Origin of the sequence: Paracraurococcus ruber (assembly GCF_004353985.1) — a bacterium.
Classification (GTDB): domain Bacteria; phylum Pseudomonadota; class Alphaproteobacteria; order Acetobacterales; family Acetobacteraceae; genus Paracraurococcus; species Paracraurococcus ruber.
In genome coordinates, this window is the sequence record NZ_SMOA01000118.1 from 1 (window position 1) to 16,038 (window position 16,038).

Annotated in this window: 16 protein-coding genes; 7 read left to right on the plus strand and 9 right to left on the minus strand. The window is 71.3% G+C overall.

The window, feature by feature from the left end; all coding sequences use genetic code 11:
* Positions 1 to 76: 76 nt before the first annotated feature.
* The 3 genes from E2C05_RS18985 to E2C05_RS18995 all read right to left on the minus strand — a co-directional run bounded on the left by E2C05_RS18985 (position 77) and on the right by E2C05_RS18995 (position 3,453).
* Positions 77 to 637, minus strand: a complete 561-nt coding sequence (locus E2C05_RS18985; RefSeq protein ID WP_133221227.1) for a hypothetical protein — start codon at positions 635 to 637, stop codon at positions 77 to 79.
* 148 nt (positions 638 to 785) lie between these two features.
* On the minus strand, positions 786 to 1,763 hold the full coding sequence (locus E2C05_RS18990) for a 2-dehydropantoate 2-reductase (RefSeq protein WP_133221228.1): 978 nt from the start codon (positions 1,761 to 1,763) through the stop codon (positions 786 to 788).
* 172 nt (positions 1,764 to 1,935) lie between these two features.
* A complete protein-coding gene (locus E2C05_RS18995; protein WP_133221229.1) occupies positions 1,936 to 3,453 on the minus strand; it encodes an acyl--CoA ligase in 1,518 nt (505 codons plus the stop codon).
* A 268-nt stretch (positions 3,454 to 3,721) separates the two neighbouring features.
* Here E2C05_RS18995 and E2C05_RS19000 point away from each other — a divergent pair, with 268 nt between their 5' ends.
* Genes E2C05_RS19000 through E2C05_RS19010 form a run of 3 tightly spaced genes read left to right on the plus strand, consistent with a single transcriptional unit; the run spans position 3,722 to position 6,813 of the window.
* On the plus strand, positions 3,722 to 4,726 hold the full coding sequence (locus tag E2C05_RS19000; protein WP_133221230.1) for a Bug family tripartite tricarboxylate transporter substrate binding protein: 1,005 nt from the start codon (positions 3,722 to 3,724) through the stop codon (positions 4,724 to 4,726).
* 17 nt (positions 4,727 to 4,743) lie between these two features.
* The gene (locus E2C05_RS19005) at positions 4,744 to 5,274 is read left to right on the plus strand and encodes a tripartite tricarboxylate transporter TctB family protein (RefSeq protein WP_133221231.1); all 531 of its coding nucleotides are present in this window, start codon (positions 4,744 to 4,746) and stop codon (positions 5,272 to 5,274) included.
* 24 nt (positions 5,275 to 5,298) lie between these two features.
* The gene (locus E2C05_RS19010) at positions 5,299 to 6,813 is read left to right on the plus strand and encodes a tripartite tricarboxylate transporter permease (RefSeq protein WP_133221232.1); all 1,515 of its coding nucleotides are present in this window, start codon (positions 5,299 to 5,301) and stop codon (positions 6,811 to 6,813) included.
* Between the two features lie 198 nt (positions 6,814 to 7,011).
* Here the strand turns inward: E2C05_RS19010 and E2C05_RS19015 are convergent, their stop codons facing one another.
* The 4 genes from E2C05_RS19015 to rplM form a co-directional block, all read right to left on the minus strand.
* A complete protein-coding gene (locus E2C05_RS19015; RefSeq protein ID WP_133221233.1) occupies positions 7,012 to 7,578 on the minus strand; it encodes a gamma carbonic anhydrase family protein in 567 nt (188 codons plus the stop codon).
* Between the two features lie 5 nt (positions 7,579 to 7,583).
* The gene (gene argC, locus E2C05_RS19020) at positions 7,584 to 8,543 is read right to left on the minus strand and encodes an N-acetyl-gamma-glutamyl-phosphate reductase (protein ID WP_133221234.1); all 960 of its coding nucleotides are present in this window, start codon (positions 8,541 to 8,543) and stop codon (positions 7,584 to 7,586) included.
* A 135-nt stretch (positions 8,544 to 8,678) separates the two neighbouring features.
* The gene (rpsI, locus tag E2C05_RS19025; protein WP_133221235.1) at positions 8,679 to 9,173 is read right to left on the minus strand and encodes a 30S ribosomal protein S9; all 495 of its coding nucleotides are present in this window, start codon (positions 9,171 to 9,173) and stop codon (positions 8,679 to 8,681) included.
* Positions 9,174 to 9,175: 2 nt separating this feature from the next.
* Entirely contained in the window at positions 9,176 to 9,670 is a 495-nt protein-coding gene (rplM, locus tag E2C05_RS19030) for a 50S ribosomal protein L13 (protein WP_133221236.1), read from the minus strand.
* 170 nt (positions 9,671 to 9,840) lie between these two features.
* Here rplM and E2C05_RS19035 point away from each other — a divergent pair, with 170 nt between their 5' ends.
* The 4 genes from E2C05_RS19035 to E2C05_RS19050 all read left to right on the plus strand — a co-directional run bounded on the left by E2C05_RS19035 (position 9,841) and on the right by E2C05_RS19050 (position 13,863).
* On the plus strand, positions 9,841 to 10,818 hold the full coding sequence (locus E2C05_RS19035; RefSeq protein WP_133221237.1) for a Bug family tripartite tricarboxylate transporter substrate binding protein: 978 nt from the start codon (positions 9,841 to 9,843) through the stop codon (positions 10,816 to 10,818).
* A gap of 227 nt (positions 10,819 to 11,045) precedes the next feature.
* A complete protein-coding gene (locus tag E2C05_RS19040) occupies positions 11,046 to 11,597 on the plus strand; it encodes a carboxymuconolactone decarboxylase family protein (RefSeq protein ID WP_133221238.1) in 552 nt (183 codons plus the stop codon).
* A gap of 134 nt (positions 11,598 to 11,731) precedes the next feature.
* The gene (locus tag E2C05_RS19045) at positions 11,732 to 12,124 is read left to right on the plus strand and encodes a VOC family protein (RefSeq protein WP_133221239.1); all 393 of its coding nucleotides are present in this window, start codon (positions 11,732 to 11,734) and stop codon (positions 12,122 to 12,124) included.
* Positions 12,125 to 12,162: 38 nt separating this feature from the next.
* Positions 12,163 to 13,863, plus strand: a complete 1,701-nt coding sequence (locus E2C05_RS19050; RefSeq protein WP_133221240.1) for a dihydroxy-acid dehydratase — start codon at positions 12,163 to 12,165, stop codon at positions 13,861 to 13,863.
* Positions 13,864 to 14,308: 445 nt separating this feature from the next.
* Here E2C05_RS19050 and recA read toward each other — a convergent pair whose 3' ends face one another.
* Both recA and E2C05_RS19060 read right to left on the minus strand, forming a co-directional pair.
* Complete coding sequence (gene recA / locus E2C05_RS19055) at positions 14,309 to 15,358, minus strand: recombinase RecA (protein WP_133221241.1); 1,050 nt, start codon at positions 15,356 to 15,358, stop codon at positions 14,309 to 14,311.
* Between the two features lie 227 nt (positions 15,359 to 15,585).
* The coding region (locus E2C05_RS19060; RefSeq protein WP_133221242.1) for a response regulator at positions 15,586 to 16,038 on the minus strand (453 nt) is incomplete at its 5' end.

Consider the following 16,038-nt stretch of genomic DNA (forward strand, 5'->3'; position numbering starts at 1 on the left):
GGCGGCGCGCCGGGCGGGACGCGCATCTCCGCGCAGCCGGCGGCGCCGAGCAGCAGGAAGGCCGCGGCCAGCCGCATCAGAAGCGCCCGCGCGGGGCGCCGTCGGTGCGGCGCAGCGCATCCGTCGCCGCCACCGCCGCCTGGTTGGTCAGCGGCAGGCCGGGCATGGAGGCGAGGCGCAGCACCGCGGTCTGCCCGCCCTGCGGGAAGACCGCGGCCGGCAGGGCCGAGGCCGCGGCATCCGGCTGGCCGGCGCGGATGGCGCGGGAGGCGGCATAGAGCGATTCGATCACCGGCTGCGGCGGCGCATCCGGCGCGATGCCCAGCGCGCTGCGCCATTCCCGGCGCGCCTGCGCGAATTGCGTGCCGACGGTGGGCGAGATGGACGGGTAGCGGACATTGTTCGGGATCTCGACCGCCAGGTATTCCATCTGCGCCACGGCCTGTGCCGCCTCGGCCGGGCGGCCCGCCAGCTTCTGCGGGCTGGCGAAGGCGACGGAGGTATTGGCCACCGCGCTGCGCAGCGGGTCGCCGGCGCCGGCCACGGCATCCGGTGGCAGGCTGGCATATTGCGCCGGCGGCAGCGCGCCGCAGGCGCCGAGGGCGAGCAGGGCCAGCAGCCTGAGATGTGCGGTCATGCTTGTGTCCTCCAGACGCGAAGGCGCGGCGCCGCGATGCATGCCGGGCGCCGGCTTCCCTGACCCGGCAGCATGCGGCGGACCGGCGTGGCGGGCAATTCGTGGCGGCATGACCGTTTCGCCACCCGTCGAATCGCGTCGGCCGGCATCAGTAGCAGCCGGCCAGCCGCGCCCGGGTCCGCAGCAGCGCCAGGACGGTGCGGCAGGTCGGCGCCGGGACCTCCACCATCTCCGCCAGCTCGACCACGCTGCCGAGCAGCGCATCCACCTCCATCGGCCGGCCGCGCTCCAGGTCCTGCAGCATGCTGGTCTTGTGCGCGCCCACCTCGGCGCCGCCGGCGATGCGCTTGTCGACATCGATGGCGAAGCGCACGCCGAGCTTCTCGGCCACCGCCTGGCCTTCCAGCATCATCTGCCGGCACACCGCGCGCAGCTCGGCATCGCCGGTGATGACGTCGAGCGTGGCGGTCGTCAGCGCGCTGAGCGGGTTGAAGGCCATGTTGCCCCAGAGCTTGACCCACATCTCGTCGCGGATCTTGGGCCGCACCGGTGCCTTGAAGCCGGCGGCGACCAGCGCGGCCGAAAGCGCATTGGCGCGGTCGCTGCGGCTGCCATCCGGCTCGCCCAGCGTGAAGCGGTCGCCATAGGTGTGCTCGATCACGCCCGGCTCCGGCACCTCGGCCGCCGGATAGACCACGCAGCCGATGACGCGGGACGGGTGCAGCAGGTCCCAGACCCGGCCATCAGGGTCGACGCTGGCGACGCGGCGCTCCTCGAAGGGGCCGGCGAGCTTGTGGAAATACCACCAGGGGATGCCGTTGATGGCGGAGACGATCGCCGTGCCGTCATGCAGCAGCGGCTGCATCTGCTGCGCCGCGCCGGGCAGGGAATGCGCCTTCAGCGTGACCACCACGTAGTCCTGCGGCCCGGCTTCCTCGGCGCTGGCGACGCAGCGCGGGCGGACCACCATCTCCTGCCCGTCGCTGCGCAGCGTCAGCCCCTTCTCCTGCATGGCCGCCAGATGCGGGCCGCGGGCGATGACGGTCACCTCGACATCGCCCTTGGCCGCGAGCTTCGCCGCCATCAATCCGCCGATCGCGCCGGCGCCGAAGATGCAGAGTTTCACGGCGTGATGCCTCTCAGTTGCCGGGGGAAGACGCGGGGGAGAAGGCACGCCTTCCCCGCGAAGCCCCCCATCATCGTTGTCTGCGGGTCAGCCAACCTATGGAACGCGAGGGTTGGGCGCATCGCGCTCGACGGGTGCGGGGGAAAGACGTGTCTCCTGTCCCCCGCCGGGGTCACGCCGTGATGCCGAGCTTCTCCGCGAGGCCGATGCGCATCAGCTTGCCCGTCGCGCCCTTCGGGATCTCCGGCAGGAACACCACCTTCCGCGGCACCTTGAAATCCGCCAGGTGTTTCGCCGCGTAGTCGCGCAGCTCGCGCTCGGTCACCTGCATGCCCTCCCGCAGGACCACCGCGGCGCCCACCTCCTCGCCCAGCATCGGGTGCGGGATGCTGAAGGTCAGCGCCTGGGCGACGGCCGGATGCTCGCTCAGCACGCCATCCACCTCCAGCGGGCTCACCTGCTCGCCGCCGCGCTTGATGAGTTCCTTGAGGCGGCCGGTCAGCAGCAGGTAGCCGTCGGGGTCGAACATCCCCTGGTCGCCGGTGCGGAACCAGCCATTGGTGAAGGCTTTCGCATTCGCCTCCGGGTTGGCCTCGTAGCCCTTGGTGACGTTTGGGCCGCGGATGACGACCTCGCCGATCTCGCCCTGCGGCAGGATGCTGCCGTCATCGGCCATGATCGCCACCTCCGGCCCCGCCGGCAGGCCGACCAGGCCGGGCTTCTGGGCGCGCGGCGGCAGCGGGTTGCTGCACATCTGGTGGCTGGCCTCGGTCATGCCGTAGGCCTCGATGACCGGGGCGCCGAAGGCCGCGGCCAGGTCCTTCATCGCCTGCGCTGGCAGCGACGCCGAGGATGAGCGCAGGAAGCGCAGCGGCGCGCGGGCGATGATGTCCTTGTTGCGCTCGGCCCGCTGCAGGATCGCCTGGTGCATGGTCGGCACCGCCGTGTACCAGGTCGGCCGCTCGGCATCGAGCCAGCCGAAGAAGCGCAGCGCATTGAAGCCCGGCGTGCAGATCACCGCGCTGCCGGCCGACAGCGAGGAGAGCGTGGCCGCGATCAGCCCATGGATGTGGAACAGCGGCATGACGTTGAGGCAGGCATCGTCCGGCGCCAGCGCCAGGGTCGCGGCGATGCTGCGGGCCGAGGCGGTGACGTTGGTGTGCGTCAGCGGCACGATCTTCGGCCGCGCCGTGGTGCCGGAGGTGTGCAGCACCAGCGCCACATCCTCGGCCTCCGCCATGCCGGGGCTGGCCGCCTTGCCGGGCGTGCCGCCCTGCAGGGTGAAGGCGCCCGCCGCGTCGCCCGGGACCAGTTCCACCACCGGCACGCCGAGCCGCGCCGCCACCGCCCGCGCCGGGCTGTCCATGCCCTGCTGCATGACCAGGGCCTTGGCCTTCAGGTCGGTCAGGTAGAACTCGAACTCCTCCTCCTTGTAGGCGGGGTTCAGCGGCGCGGTGGTGGCGCCGCAGGCGATGGCGACGAAGGCGGCCGCCATCTCCGGCCCGTTCGGCAGCACGATGGCCACCCGGTCGCCGCGGCCGATGCCGATGCCGTTCAGCGCGCCCACCGTCCGCTCCGCCAGGTCGCGCAGCCCGCCATAGGTCAGGCCCGGCCGCTCCGGCGCCCGGATGGCGGGGCGCCCGGCCTCCCCGGCCCCGAGCAGTGCGGCGATGGTGCTGGATGCGGTCATGGCGGTGTCTTCCCTGTCCGGGCCTCGGCGGGCGCCGTCCATGCCGCAGGCCGGACGGCAGGGCAAGACGGCCCCCGGCGGCCAGACCCGGGAGCCGGACCGGGGACACGAAATTTTCGGCACGTTTTACACGCTTTTCCTTGCTTTACGTAACTTTCGGCCCGAGGGACGGGGCAACGCCGCAGCGCAGACCGCGTTCGGCGACCAGAGACTGCGCCGCTTTTTTCGCCCCGGACGACCGCGCCGGGGACCGCCGGGAAGGACAAGAATGACGCCTGTCGCACACCGCCGTTCGCTGCTGCTTGGCCTGGGCGCCGCGGCGCTGGCCGCGCCGGCCCTGGCCCAGCGCGGCTGGGAGCCGAACCGCCCCGTCCAGTTCGTGGTGCCGGCCGGCACCGGCGGCGGCGCCGACCAGATGGCGCGCGTCATCCAGGGCATCGTCTCCAAGCATTCGCTGATGCGCCAGCCGATGGTGGTGGTGAACAAGGCGGGCGGCGCGGGGGCCGAAGGCTTCCTCGAGGCCAAGGGCGCGCGGGGCAACCCGCACATGCTCATCATCACCCTGTCCAACCTGTTCACCACGCCGCTGGCGACCGGCGTGCCCTTCAACTGGAAGGACCTCACGCCCGTCTCGATGATGGCGCTGGACGAGTTCGTGCTGTGGGTGAAGGCGGATTCGCCCTGGAAGACGGCGCAGGAGTTCATCGCCGCGGCGAAGGCGCAGCGGCTGAAGATCGGCGGCACCGGCAGCAAGCAGGAAGACCAGATCATCACCGCCGCCATCACCAAGGCGACCGGCGCCACCTTCACCTATGTCCCCTTCCGCGGCGGCGGGGAGGTCGCCGTGCAGCTGGTCGGCGGCCATATCGACGCCACGGTCAACAACCCGATCGAGGCGGTGACCCATTGGCGCTCCGGCGCGCTCCGCCCGCTCTGCGTCTTCGACGACACGCGGCTGCCGGTGACGGAGAAGATGACCGACAGCATGGCCTGGTCCGACGTCCCGACCTGCAAGGAGCAGGGGCTAGACGTGGAGTACCTGATGCTGCGCGGCATCTTCATGCCGGCCGGCGTGCGGCCCGAGCAGGTCGCCTTCTACGAGGGGCTGATGGCCCGCGTGCGGGAGACCGAGGACTGGAAGGACCTGATGAAGCAGGGCGCCTTCAACACCACCAGCATGACCGGCGATGCCTTCCGCACCTGGCTGGGGCGGGAGGAGGAGCGGCACCGGTCGCTGATGCAGGAAGCCGGCTTCCTGGCCAATCCGTCCTAGTCGCGGGGGAAGACAGAATGAGCAGCACCACTCTCGAGATGGCGCCCGCCGCCGGCCGGTCGGCGCAGGGCGTGAAGCGGTCCACCATGGAGGTCTTCACCTCCCTCACCCTCGCCGCGCTCGGCGCGGCGGCGATCTGGGACAGCCTGCGGCTCGGCGCCGGCTGGGGCGCGGAAGGCCCGCAGAGCGGCTACTTCCCGTTCTGGATCGGCCTGATCCTGGTCGGGTCCAGCTTCGCCAACCTGCTGCCGCTGATGCGCGCCAGGGGCGCGGCGGCGGAGGAGATGTTCGTCACCTGGCCGCAGGCGCGCCTGGTGATGTCCGTCCTCGTCCCCACCGTGTTCTACGTGGCGGCCATCCCGGTCATCGGCATCTACATCGCCTCCGCCGCGCTGGTTGCCTACTTCATGATGCGCCTGGGCGAGTTCACCTGGCGCAGCGCCGTCCCGGCGGCGGCCGCGACCGCCGTGGTCGCCTTCGTCACCTTCGAGATCTGGTTCCTGGTCGGCCTGCCCAAGGGTCCGGTCGAAGACATGCTCGGCTTCTGACCTCCGGGACCCAGACACTTCCCCATGGACGACATCGGACTGCTGATGCAGGGCTTCGGCGTGGCCCTGCAGCCCGACAACATGCTCCTGATGCTGATCGGCGTCGTGCTCGGCGTGCTGATCGGCGTGCTGCCTGGCCTGGGCGGCGCCAACGGCATCGCCATCCTGCTGCCGCTCACCTTCGCCATGCCGCCGGTCTCGGCGGTGATCATGCTCTCCTGCATCTACTGGGGGGCGCTGTTCGGCGGGGCCATCACCTCCATCCTGTTCAACATCCCGGGCGAGCCCTGGTCCGTCGCCACCACCTTCGACGGCTATCCCATGGCGCAGCAGGGCAAGGCCGGCGAGGCGCTGACGGCCGCCTTCACCTCCTCCTTCATCGGCGCCTTCGTCGCGGTGGTGATGATCACCTTCGTCGCGCCGGTGGTCGCGGGCTTCGCGCTGCGCTTCGGCCCGCCGGAATTCTTCGCGGTCATGTTCCTGTCCTTCGCCTGCTTCGTCGGGATGGCGAAGGGCTCGCCGGCGAAGACCCTGGCCTCGATGATGCTCGGCTTCCTGCTGGCCGCGGTCGGCATGGATACCGTGACCGGCCAGCTCCGCATGACCTTCGGGTCGGAGGAGATGATCCGCGGCTTCGACTTCCTGGTCGCGGTCATCGGCTTGTTCGGCATCAGCGAGATCCTCTGCTCGATCGAGGACGGGCTGCGCTTCAAGGGCCAGCGGGCGAAGATCGACCTGAAGGTGGTGCTGAAGACCTGGGCGGAGCTGCCGAAGCACACCTTCCTGGCGGCGCGCTCGGCGCTCATCGGCTGCTGGATGGGCATCACGCCGGCCGGCGCCACCCCCGCGTCGTTCATGTCCTACGGCGTCGCGCGGCGCATGTCGAAGGACCCCGACGGCTTCGGCAAGGGCAAGGTCGAAGGCGTGATCGCGCCGGAGACGGCGGCGCATGCCGCCGGCACCTCCGCCCTGCTGCCGATGCTCACGCTGGGTGTCCCCGGGTCCCCCACCGCCGCCGTGCTGCTGGGCGGGCTGATCATGTGGGGGCTGCAGCCTGGCCCGATGCTCTTCGTCGAGCAGAAGGAGTTCGTCTGGGGCCTCATCGCCTCCATGTATCTCGGCAACATCGCCGGGCTGCTGGTGGTGCTGGTGGCGGTGCCCTGGTTCGCCGCCATCCTGAGGGTGCCCTTCCCGATCATCGCCGCGCTGATCCTGACGGTCTGCGCCATCGGCGCCTACACGGTCAGCAATGCCGAGTTCGACATCGTGCTGATGCTGATCTTCGGCATCGTCGGCTACATCATGAAGAAGCTGGACTACCCCCTGGCGCCGCTGGTCCTGGCGCTGGTGCTGGGCGACCGGACGGAGGAAGCCTTCCGCCAGTCCCTGCTGGTCAGCCAGGGCGACGTGACGGTCTTCTTCCACAACTGGCTGAGCGGCGGGATCATGGCGCTGGGCATCGCCATGCTGCTCTGGCCGCTGCTGAGCTGGGCCCGCACGGCGCTGCTCGGCGGCTTCCGCGGCGCGAGGGCGGCCTGACCGGGGCGCCACGCAGGGGGACGCTGTCCCCCTGCGCCCTTGCCGAGGGCCGAAGGGCCCTTGGAACCCTGGAGCCAAGCGCAGAAGGGGAGACCCCCCAACGGGGGTCTCCCCTTCTGCGTTAAGCCCATACGGGGGTCCGGGGGTCGGTTCGATCCCCGGCGGGGGCGCGGGGGCAGCGCCCCCGCATCACGCTCCTCAGCCGCCGAGCGACGCCCGGTGCCGCCCCGACAGTTCCACATAGTGCGGCGCGGTGCGGTCGAAGCCGGCACGCTGCTCCTCGGTCAGCACGCGCACCAGCTTCGCCGGGTTGCCCATCCAGAGCTCGAGCCGGCCGATGCGCTTGCCTGGCGGCAGGACGCTGCCGGCGGCCAGGACGCCACCCGGCTCGATCACCGCGCCGTCCAGCACCGTCGCGCCCATGCCGACGAAGGCGCGGTCTTCCAGCTTGCAGGCATGGATGATCGCGGCGTGGCCCACGGTGACATCGGCGCCGATGATGGTGGCGAAGTTGTCGTCCGTCGCGCGGCCGGAATTCACATGGACGATGGTGCCGTCCTGGATGTTGGACCGCGGGCCGATGCGGATGATGTTGGTGTCGCCGCGCAGGACGCAGTGGTACCAGACATTCGCGCCCTCCCCGATCTCCACGTCGCCGATGACGGCGGCAGTGGGCGCCACCCAGGCGGCCGGATGCACCACCGGCACCCGGCCTTCGAAGGGATAGAGCGGCGGCAGGACGGTGCAGGCGACGGGCTGGTCCATGCCCGTCACTCGGCTGCCGCGGCGGTCGGCAGGCGCGTCTCGACCGCGATGCCGAGCATGAGGCCGAGATTCTGCACCGCGGCGCCGGAGGCGCCCTTGCCCAAATTGTCGTAGCGCGCCGTCAGCACCGCCTGGCCGTGCTTCGCATTGCCGTGCACGCGCAGCTCCAGCAGGTTGGTGTTGTTCAGCGCCTGCGGCTCCAGCTTGGCCTCGGCGCCCACGACATGCACGTAGTCGCTGCCGGCATAGCGCTTCGCCAGCACCGCCTCGATATCGGCGGGCGCGGGCCGGCCGGGCAGCGTGTCCAGGTGCAGCGGGATGCTGTCCAGCATGCCCTGGCGGTAGTCGCCGACGCTGGGGACGAAGATCGGCCGCCGCGTCAGGCCGCTGTAGAGCTGCAGCTCGGCGACATGCTTGTGCTCGAGCCCGAGGGCGTACAGCTCGAAATCGGGCGCCGTGCGCGCCTCATAGGCCGCGATCATGGCGTTGCCGCCGCCGGAATAGCCGGAGACGGCGTTGACCGAGATGGGGTGGTCGGCCGGGATGATCCCGGCCTCGACCAGCGGCCGCAGCAGCAGGATGGCGCCGGTCGGGTAGCAGCCGGGATTGGCGACGCGCGGCGCGGCGGCGATCTTCGCGGCCTGGTCGGGCGCAAGCTCCGGCAGGCCATAGGCCCAGTCGGGGTTCACCCGGTGGGCGGTGCTGGCATCCAGCAGCTTGGGCGCCATGGCGCCGAGGCTGGCGGCCAGGGCCGCGCTCTCCTTCGCCGCGTCGTCGGGCAGGCAGAGCACGACCAAGTCCACCTCCGCCATCAGGGCGCGCCGCGCCTCGGGGTCCTTGCGGCGGGCAGGGTCGATGCTGCGGACCTGCACATGCGGCAGCAGGTTCAGCCGCTCGCGGATCTGCAGGCCGGTGGTGCCGGCCTCGCCGTCGATGAACACCGTGGGGATGCTGCCCTTGGCCATCTCTCGACCCTCCTCTGGGGTGCATTTGCCGCACCGTGCGGCGCAAAAAGCAAGAGGGGCGGACCCGGTTGGGCCCGCCCCTCTCGTATGACAGTCCTGCGTCGAAGGACCGGCGCGTGACGCCGGCCCCCGGCGTCAGCGCTTGCTGAACTGGAAGCTGCGTCGCGCCTTCGCCTTGCCGTACTTCTTCCGCTCGACGACACGCGGGTCGCGGGTCAGGAAGCCGGCCTTCTTCAGGATGCTGCGCAGCTCCGGCTCATAGTTGGTCAGCGCGCGGCTGATGCCGTGCCGCACCGCGCCGGCCTGGCCGGACAGGCCGCCGCCGGAGACGGTCGCGTAGACATCGAACTGCTGGTAGCGGTCGGCCACCAGGAAGGGCTGGGCCAGCAGCATCCGCAGCACCGGCCGGGCGAAATACTTCAGCACCGGCTTGCCGTTGATCTCCATCTGGCCCTTGCCGGGCTTCACCCAGACGCGGGCGACGGCATCCTTGCGGCGGCCTGTCGCATAGGCGCGGCCGAACTCGTCGCGCTTCGGGCTGCGCGGGGCCTCGGCCGACTCGCCGGCGGCAGGCGTGCCCTGCACCAGCGTCTTGAGGTCGGCGAGCGTGCCGGTCAGTTGCTCGCTCATGCTCAGGCCACCTTCTTCGCGCCGCCGGCGACGTTCTTGCTGTTCATGCCGGCGATGTCGAGCGCGACCGGCTGCTGGCCGGCATGCGGATGCTCGGGCCCGGCATAGACATGCAGATTCTTCATCTGACGGCGGCCCAGCGGGCCGCGGGTGATCATCCGCTCCACCGCCTTCTCCACCACGCGCTCGGGGTGCTTGCCTTCCAGCCGCTCCCGCACCGTGCGCTGCTTGATGCCGCCGGGATAGCCGGTGTGCCAGTAGAAGATGGACTGCTCGGCCTTCTGGCCGGTCACCTTCACCTTCTTGGCGTTGACCACGATGACATGGTCGCCGCAATCGACATGCGGGGTGAACTGGGGCTTGTGCTTGCCGCGGAGGCGGTTGGCGATGATGGCGGCGAGGCGGCCGAGCACGAGCCCGTCCGCATCGACCACCACCCAGGCCTTCTGCACCTCCGCCGGCTTCAGCGAGCGGGTCTGCGTCTGCAGCTGCGGCATCGTCCGAGCGGGTCCGGTCTGAAAGAGTGCGCGCTTATGACCGCCGGCCGCCCGCAGGTCAAGGCAAAACAAGGGGTTTTCGCCTGCGGTATCCCAGTACCGCATCCCCGGACCCTTGCCGGCGCGGCGTCCGGCGGGCAAGCCTCGCCGCCAATACGGGAGACGTCCGCATGATCCTCGCGCTGCCCCGCCGCCGCCTGCTCGGCGGCGTCGCCCTGGCTCCGCTCGCCGCCCCCGCCCTCGGCCAGGCACCCTGGCCGGCCGGTCAGACCATCGCCGTCGTCGTGCCCTATGCGCCCGGCGGCGCCTCCGACGTCGTCGCGCGGCTGGTCACCCAGGCGCTGACGGAGCGGCTGGGCGTGACGGCGGTCATGGACCACAAGCCCGGCGCCTCCACCACCCTGGCCGCCCGCCTGGTGGCGCGGGCGAAGCCGGACGGGCTGACCCTGCTGCTGGGGACCATCGCCACCTTCACCCTGGCGCCGATCGCCTTCCGCAACCCGGGCTTCGACCCGCTGGCCGATTTCGCCCACATCTCCCTGGCCTGCGAGACCATCCAGCTGCTGGTCGCGCATCCGCGCTGGACGGGGCTGGAAGCGCTGCTGGCGGCGGCGCGGACCAGGCCCGGGGCGCTGTCCTATGCGACCTGGGGCGTCGGCACTACCGCGCACCTGCCCATGCTGGACCTGCTGGACCGCACCGGGACGGACATGCTGCACGTGCCCTACAATGGCAGCCCGCCGGCGATGACCGACACCATCGCCGGCCGGACCGACTGCATGTTCGCGCTTCTGGCCGCCTGCAAGGGCCACCTGGAAGGCGGGCGGCTGCGGCCGCTGGCGGTGCCGACGCCGCAGCGCCCGGCGCCGCTGCCGGATGTGCCGACCTTCGCCGAGCTCGGCATCCCCGACTTCGTCTATACCGGCTGGTATGGCGTGCAGGCCCCGGCCGGCACGCCGGAGCCGGTGCAGGCGCGGATCGCCGGGGCGCTGGCGGCGCATCTCGCCGAGCCGAAGGTGCAGAAATTCATGGCCGGCCAGGGGCTGGGGCCGAGCGTGATGGGTTGCGACGCCGCCATCGCCCGGATCCGGCGCGAATTGCCGCTGCACCGCACCCTGATGGTCAGGGCCGGGCTGCAGCCGGAATAGCCCGGGCCACGCGGCGGCCGAACGCCCGGACGCCGCCCATCCGGCAGGCAGACGGGGGCGGTCCGCCTGGCGGCGGGCGACACGGACCGCCCGTCGGCGCGCCGCATTCTTCCCGCGGGCGGAAGAATGCGTTCCGCAACGACCGGATACCCCCGTCCCGGCGGCAGGCGCAGGGTCCGCGCACCGGCCGGGCAGCCCGGATCCGGCCGAGGCCAGGAGCACCGACCATGTCCCGCATCGCCACCATCCCGACCATCGAGGCTGCCCCCGCCGCCGCCCGCCCCCTGCTGGAGGGCACGAAAAAGGCCCTCGGCAGCGTGCCCAACCTGTTCCGCGTCGTGGCCAACAGCCCGGCGGCGCTGGAAGGCTATCTCGGCCTCAACGCCGCGCTGCAGAAGGGCAGCCTGGAGGGTCGCACGCGCGAGCGCCTGGCGCTGGCGATCGCCGAGGCGAATGGCTGCGGCTACTGCCTCGCCGCGCACAGCTATCTCGGCAAGCCTCTGGCGACGCTGGACGAGGCCGAGATCGCCGCGAACCGCGACGGCCATTCGGGCGACGCGAAGGCCGATGCGGCGCTGCGCTTCGCGGTCGCCGTGGTGCGGCAGTGCGGCCATGTCGGCGATGCCGATGTGGCGGCGGTGCGCGCCGCCGGCTTCGACGATGCGCAGATCGTCGAGATCGTGCTGCATGTCGCGCTGAACACGCTGACCAACTATGTGAATGAGGTGGCGCAGACCGTCATCGACTTCCTGCCGGTGCAGCCGCGCCAGGCCGCCTGAGCGGCGGGCCGCCCCCCATGCCGCCCAGGGCAGAGGCGCCCATGGCATGGCCTAGGCGGGGGCGGCATCCCCGCAAGACGGATCAAGCCGCATCGCGGCAGGCTGCCCTTCCCGATCCCGGAGGACCCGCGACCATGTACAGCCACGTCACCCTCGGCACCGCCGACATCGCCCGCGCCATCGCCTTCTACGACCGCATCCTCGCCCCGCTCGGCCTGCGGCGGCAGGAAAGCGACTTGGCGAAGGCCTTCGCCGGCTATGCCGCGGCGCCCGACACCACGCCGCAATTCTGGGTCCTCCGGCCGCTCGACGGCGGGCCGGCCACCGCCGGCAATGGCCTGACGGTGGCCTTCGAGGCGGCGGACCGCCCGACCGTCGACGCCGTCCATGCCGCGGCGCTGGCCGCCGGCGGGCGGGATGAGGGTGGACCCGGCCTGCGCCCGCACTACCATGCCGACTACTACGGGGCCTATTTCCGCGACCCCGACGGCAACAAGCTCTGCTGCGTCTGCCACCGCCTGGCCTGAAGCCGGGCCGGCCGGCGCCCGGGGGCAGGAGGACAGGCGTGACCGACACACCGAAGGGGCTTTCCCGCAACGTCGCCAATTACGGCGACCGCGACTTCGCGCTCTATCTCCGCCGGTCCTTCGCCGCCTCGATGGGCTATTCGCGCCAGGCGCTGGAGAAGCCGGTGGTCGGCATCGCCGACACCGCCAGCGACTACAACAACTGCCACCGCTCGGTGCCCGAGTTGAAGGACGCGGTGAAGCGCGGCGTGATGATGGCCGGCGCGCTGCCGCTGGCCTTCCCGACCGTCAGCCTCTGCGAGCCCTCGCTCACGCCCACTTCCATGCACTACCGCAACCTGATGGCGCTGGACACGGAGGCGATGCTGTCCGCCCAGCCGATGGATGCGGCGGTGCTGATCGGCGGCTGCGACAAGACCGTGCCGGCGCAGCTCATGGCCGCCGCCAGCGCCGACATTCCCTGCGTCATGCTGGTCACCGGCCCGATGCTGGCGCAGCGATTCGAGGGCGAGCGCCTGGCCGCCTGCACCGATTGCCGCCGCTACTGGGCGCGCTACCGCGCCGGCGATGTCTCGGCGGACCGCATCGGCGAGATCGAGGGCAAGCTCGCCACCACCGCCGGCACCTGCGGCGTCATGGGCACCGCCTCCACCATGGCCTGCATCGCCGCGACGCTCGGCTTCATGCCGCTGATGGCGGCCAGCGCCCCGGCGGTGCATGCCGACCGGCTGCGCCTGGCCGAGGAAGCCGGCGCGACCGCCGTCCGACTCATCGCAAACCCCATCCGCCCCAGCCAGCTCATCACGGCGAAATCGGTCGAGAATGCGCTGCGGGTGCTGCTGGCCCTCGGCGGCTCGACCAACGCGCTGGTGCACCTGACAGCCATCGCCGGCCGCGCTGGCGTGACCGTGGACCTGAAGCGGCTGGACGCGCTGAGCGAGGAGACGCCGGTACTGGTGGACCTGAAGCCCACTGGCGATGGCTACATGGAGGATTTCCACGCCGCCGGCGGCATGGTCGCCCTGCTGCGGGAGCTGCGCGACCTGCTGCACCTCGACACCATCGACCTGCATGGAAGGACGCTGGCCGAGCAGATCGATGCCGGCACGCCCTTCGTCGACCGTACCTATATCCGCGCCCGCGCCGAGCCGGTCAGCCCGGTGGGCGGCCTGGTCTCGCTGTTCGGGACGCTCGCGCCCGACGGCGCCATCCTGAAGCGCAGCGCCGCGACGCCGGCGCTGTTCGAGACCGAAGCGCGCTGCCTGGTCTTCGACGGCCTGGCCGACCTGGCCGCCCGGATCGATTCGGACGACCTCGACGTCACGCCGCAGGACATCCTGATCCTGAAGAACACCGGCCCGCTGACCCCGGCCGGCATGCCGGAAGCCGGCTACCTCCCCATCCCGAAGAAGCTGGCCCGCGCCGGGGTGAAGGACATGGTGCGGATGAGCGACTGCCGCATGTCCGGTACCGCCTTCGGCACCATCGTGCTGCACATCACGCCGGAAGCCGCGGCGGGCGGGCCGCTCGGCCTGGTGGAGACCGGCGACCGCGTGCGCCTTTCGGTGAAGGACCGCCGGCTGGACCTGCTGGTCGAGGAGGCGGAACTGGCCCGGCGCCGCGCCGCCTGGACGCCGCCGGCCCGGCCGCGGCGCGGCTGGGACCGGCTGGTCTTCGACCAGGTGCTGCAGGCGACCGAGGGGGCGGACCTGGCCTTCCTGCGGCCGGACGGGGAGTGACGGGAAGGGGCGCTGCCCCCTCCGCCCCCGCCAGGGGTCGGGCGACCCCTGGACGGCCCGGGTCTGTGCTGACGGCCGTTGCTCGTGACCGATCAACGGCCCCTCGATCGCCGGGCGGCTTGCGCCGCAAAGCTTGGCGACGCGGGATAAGCCGCGGTGCCCGTCCGGGTGCTCGGCATGAAGGGAATGGTCATGCCGCTGGTATCATGCGGGCCAGCATGAACGCTGGCCCGCATGGTCATCCTGTTTGGCGCGCAGCCGCCACACCAACCCTGCGCGCCGGCATCACTCCGCCGCGGCGGCCTCCTCGGCTTCCTCGGTCTCGCCGGCCACCAGCATCGCATTCGCCACCACGCCGGCCTGCGCCCGCACCTAACGCTGGCCCGCATGGTCATCCTGTTTGGCGCGCAGCCGCCACACCAAGCGCCGGCCCTGCGCGCCGGCATCACTCCGCCGCGGCGGCCTCCTCGGCTTCCTCGGTCTCGCCGGCCACCAGCATCGCATTCGCCACCACGCCGGCCTGCGCCCGCACCTTCTGCTCGATGGCGTTGGCGACCGCCGGGTTGTCGCGCAGGAACTGCTTGGCGTTCTCGCGGCCCTGGCCGATCCGCTGGCCCTCGGCGCTGAACCAGGCGCCCGACTTCTCGACAATGGTCGCCTTGACGCCCAGGTCGATCAGCTCGCCCAGCTTCGAGATGCCCTCGCCATACATGATGTCGAAGTCGACCACCCGGAACGGCGGCGCCATCTTGTTCTTCACCACCTTCACCCGGGTCTGGTTGCCGACCACGGTGTCGCGGTCCTTGATCGACCCGATGCGGCGGATCTCCAGGCGGATGCTGGCGTAGAATTTCAGCGCGTTGCCGCCCGTCGTCGTCTCCGGGTTGCCGAACATGACGCCGATCTTCAGGCGGATCTGGTTCAGGAAGATCAGCAGGCAGTTGGAGCGGGAGACGGTGCCGGTCAGCTTGCGCAGCGCCTGCGACATCAGGCGGGCATGCAGGCCGACATGGCTGTCGCCCATCTCTCCTTCCAGCTCGGCCCGGGGGACCAGCGCCGCGACGCTGTCCACCACCAGCACGTCGATGGCGCCGGAACGGACCAGCGTGTCGCAGATCTCGAGCGCCTGCTCGCCGGCATCGGGCTGGCTGATCAGCAGGTTGTCGATGTCGACGCCCAGCTTCTTGGCATAGCCGGGGTCGAGCGCATGCTCGGCATCGATGAAGGCGCAGGTGCCGCCCTTCTTCTGCGCCTCAGCGATCGCATGCAGCGCCAGCGTCGTCTTGCCCGAGCTTTCGGGGCCGTAGATCTCGATGATGCGGCCCTTGGGCACGCCGCCGATGCCGAGCGCGATGTCGAGGCCGAGCGAGCCGGTCGAGATCACCTCGATCTCGCCGTCCTGCGCCTGGCGGGCGCCCATGCGCATGATAGAGCCCTTGCCGAAGGACCGTTCGATCTGGCTCAGCGCGGCGTCCAGCGCCTTTGACTTGTCCATAAGCTGCCCCTGTTCCGGATCCGCCTCACCCACAACCGTTAGTATTATTGAATACGGTTGTACTACCTACAGCATAGTACGCACTGGTCGGCGAGTGGCAACGGATTGCTTCGAATCCCGCGTCGAATCGACCTGCGGCCGTCCGACCCCGTGGCCCAGACTATGGCCTCGGGCCTGCCGGAAAACAAGAACATTTAGTAAACACGGCCGGGCTTGTTCCGGCTGGGTCAGGCCGCCGCCGGGGCCGCCCGGCCCAGCGCCGCCGCCACCTCCCGCGCCAGGTCGGCGGGGGCGAAGGGCTTGGCCAGGAAGCGGTAGCCCTGGGCGGCGAAATCGGCGTCCAGCGCCCGTTCGGCATAGCCCGAGAGCAGCAGGACCGGCAGCGCCGGGAAGCGTGCCCGCACCGCCCGCGCCAGGTCGATGCCGTCCATCCCCGGCATCGCCACGTCGCTGACCAGCAGGCAGGGCGCGGCGCCCGCCTCCACCAGCGCCAGCGCCGCCTCGGCGCAATCGGCCGCCAGCACGGCATGGCCGTCGCGTTCCAGCACGCGGGTGCCGAGGCGGCGCAGCGCCGTCTCGTCCTCCACCAGCAGCACCGGTGGGCCCGCGGCCGTGCCGGCCGCCGGCGACGCGGCGGGCCTGGCCGGCGCGGCGGGCGGCAAGGCGGGATCGCCGGCCGG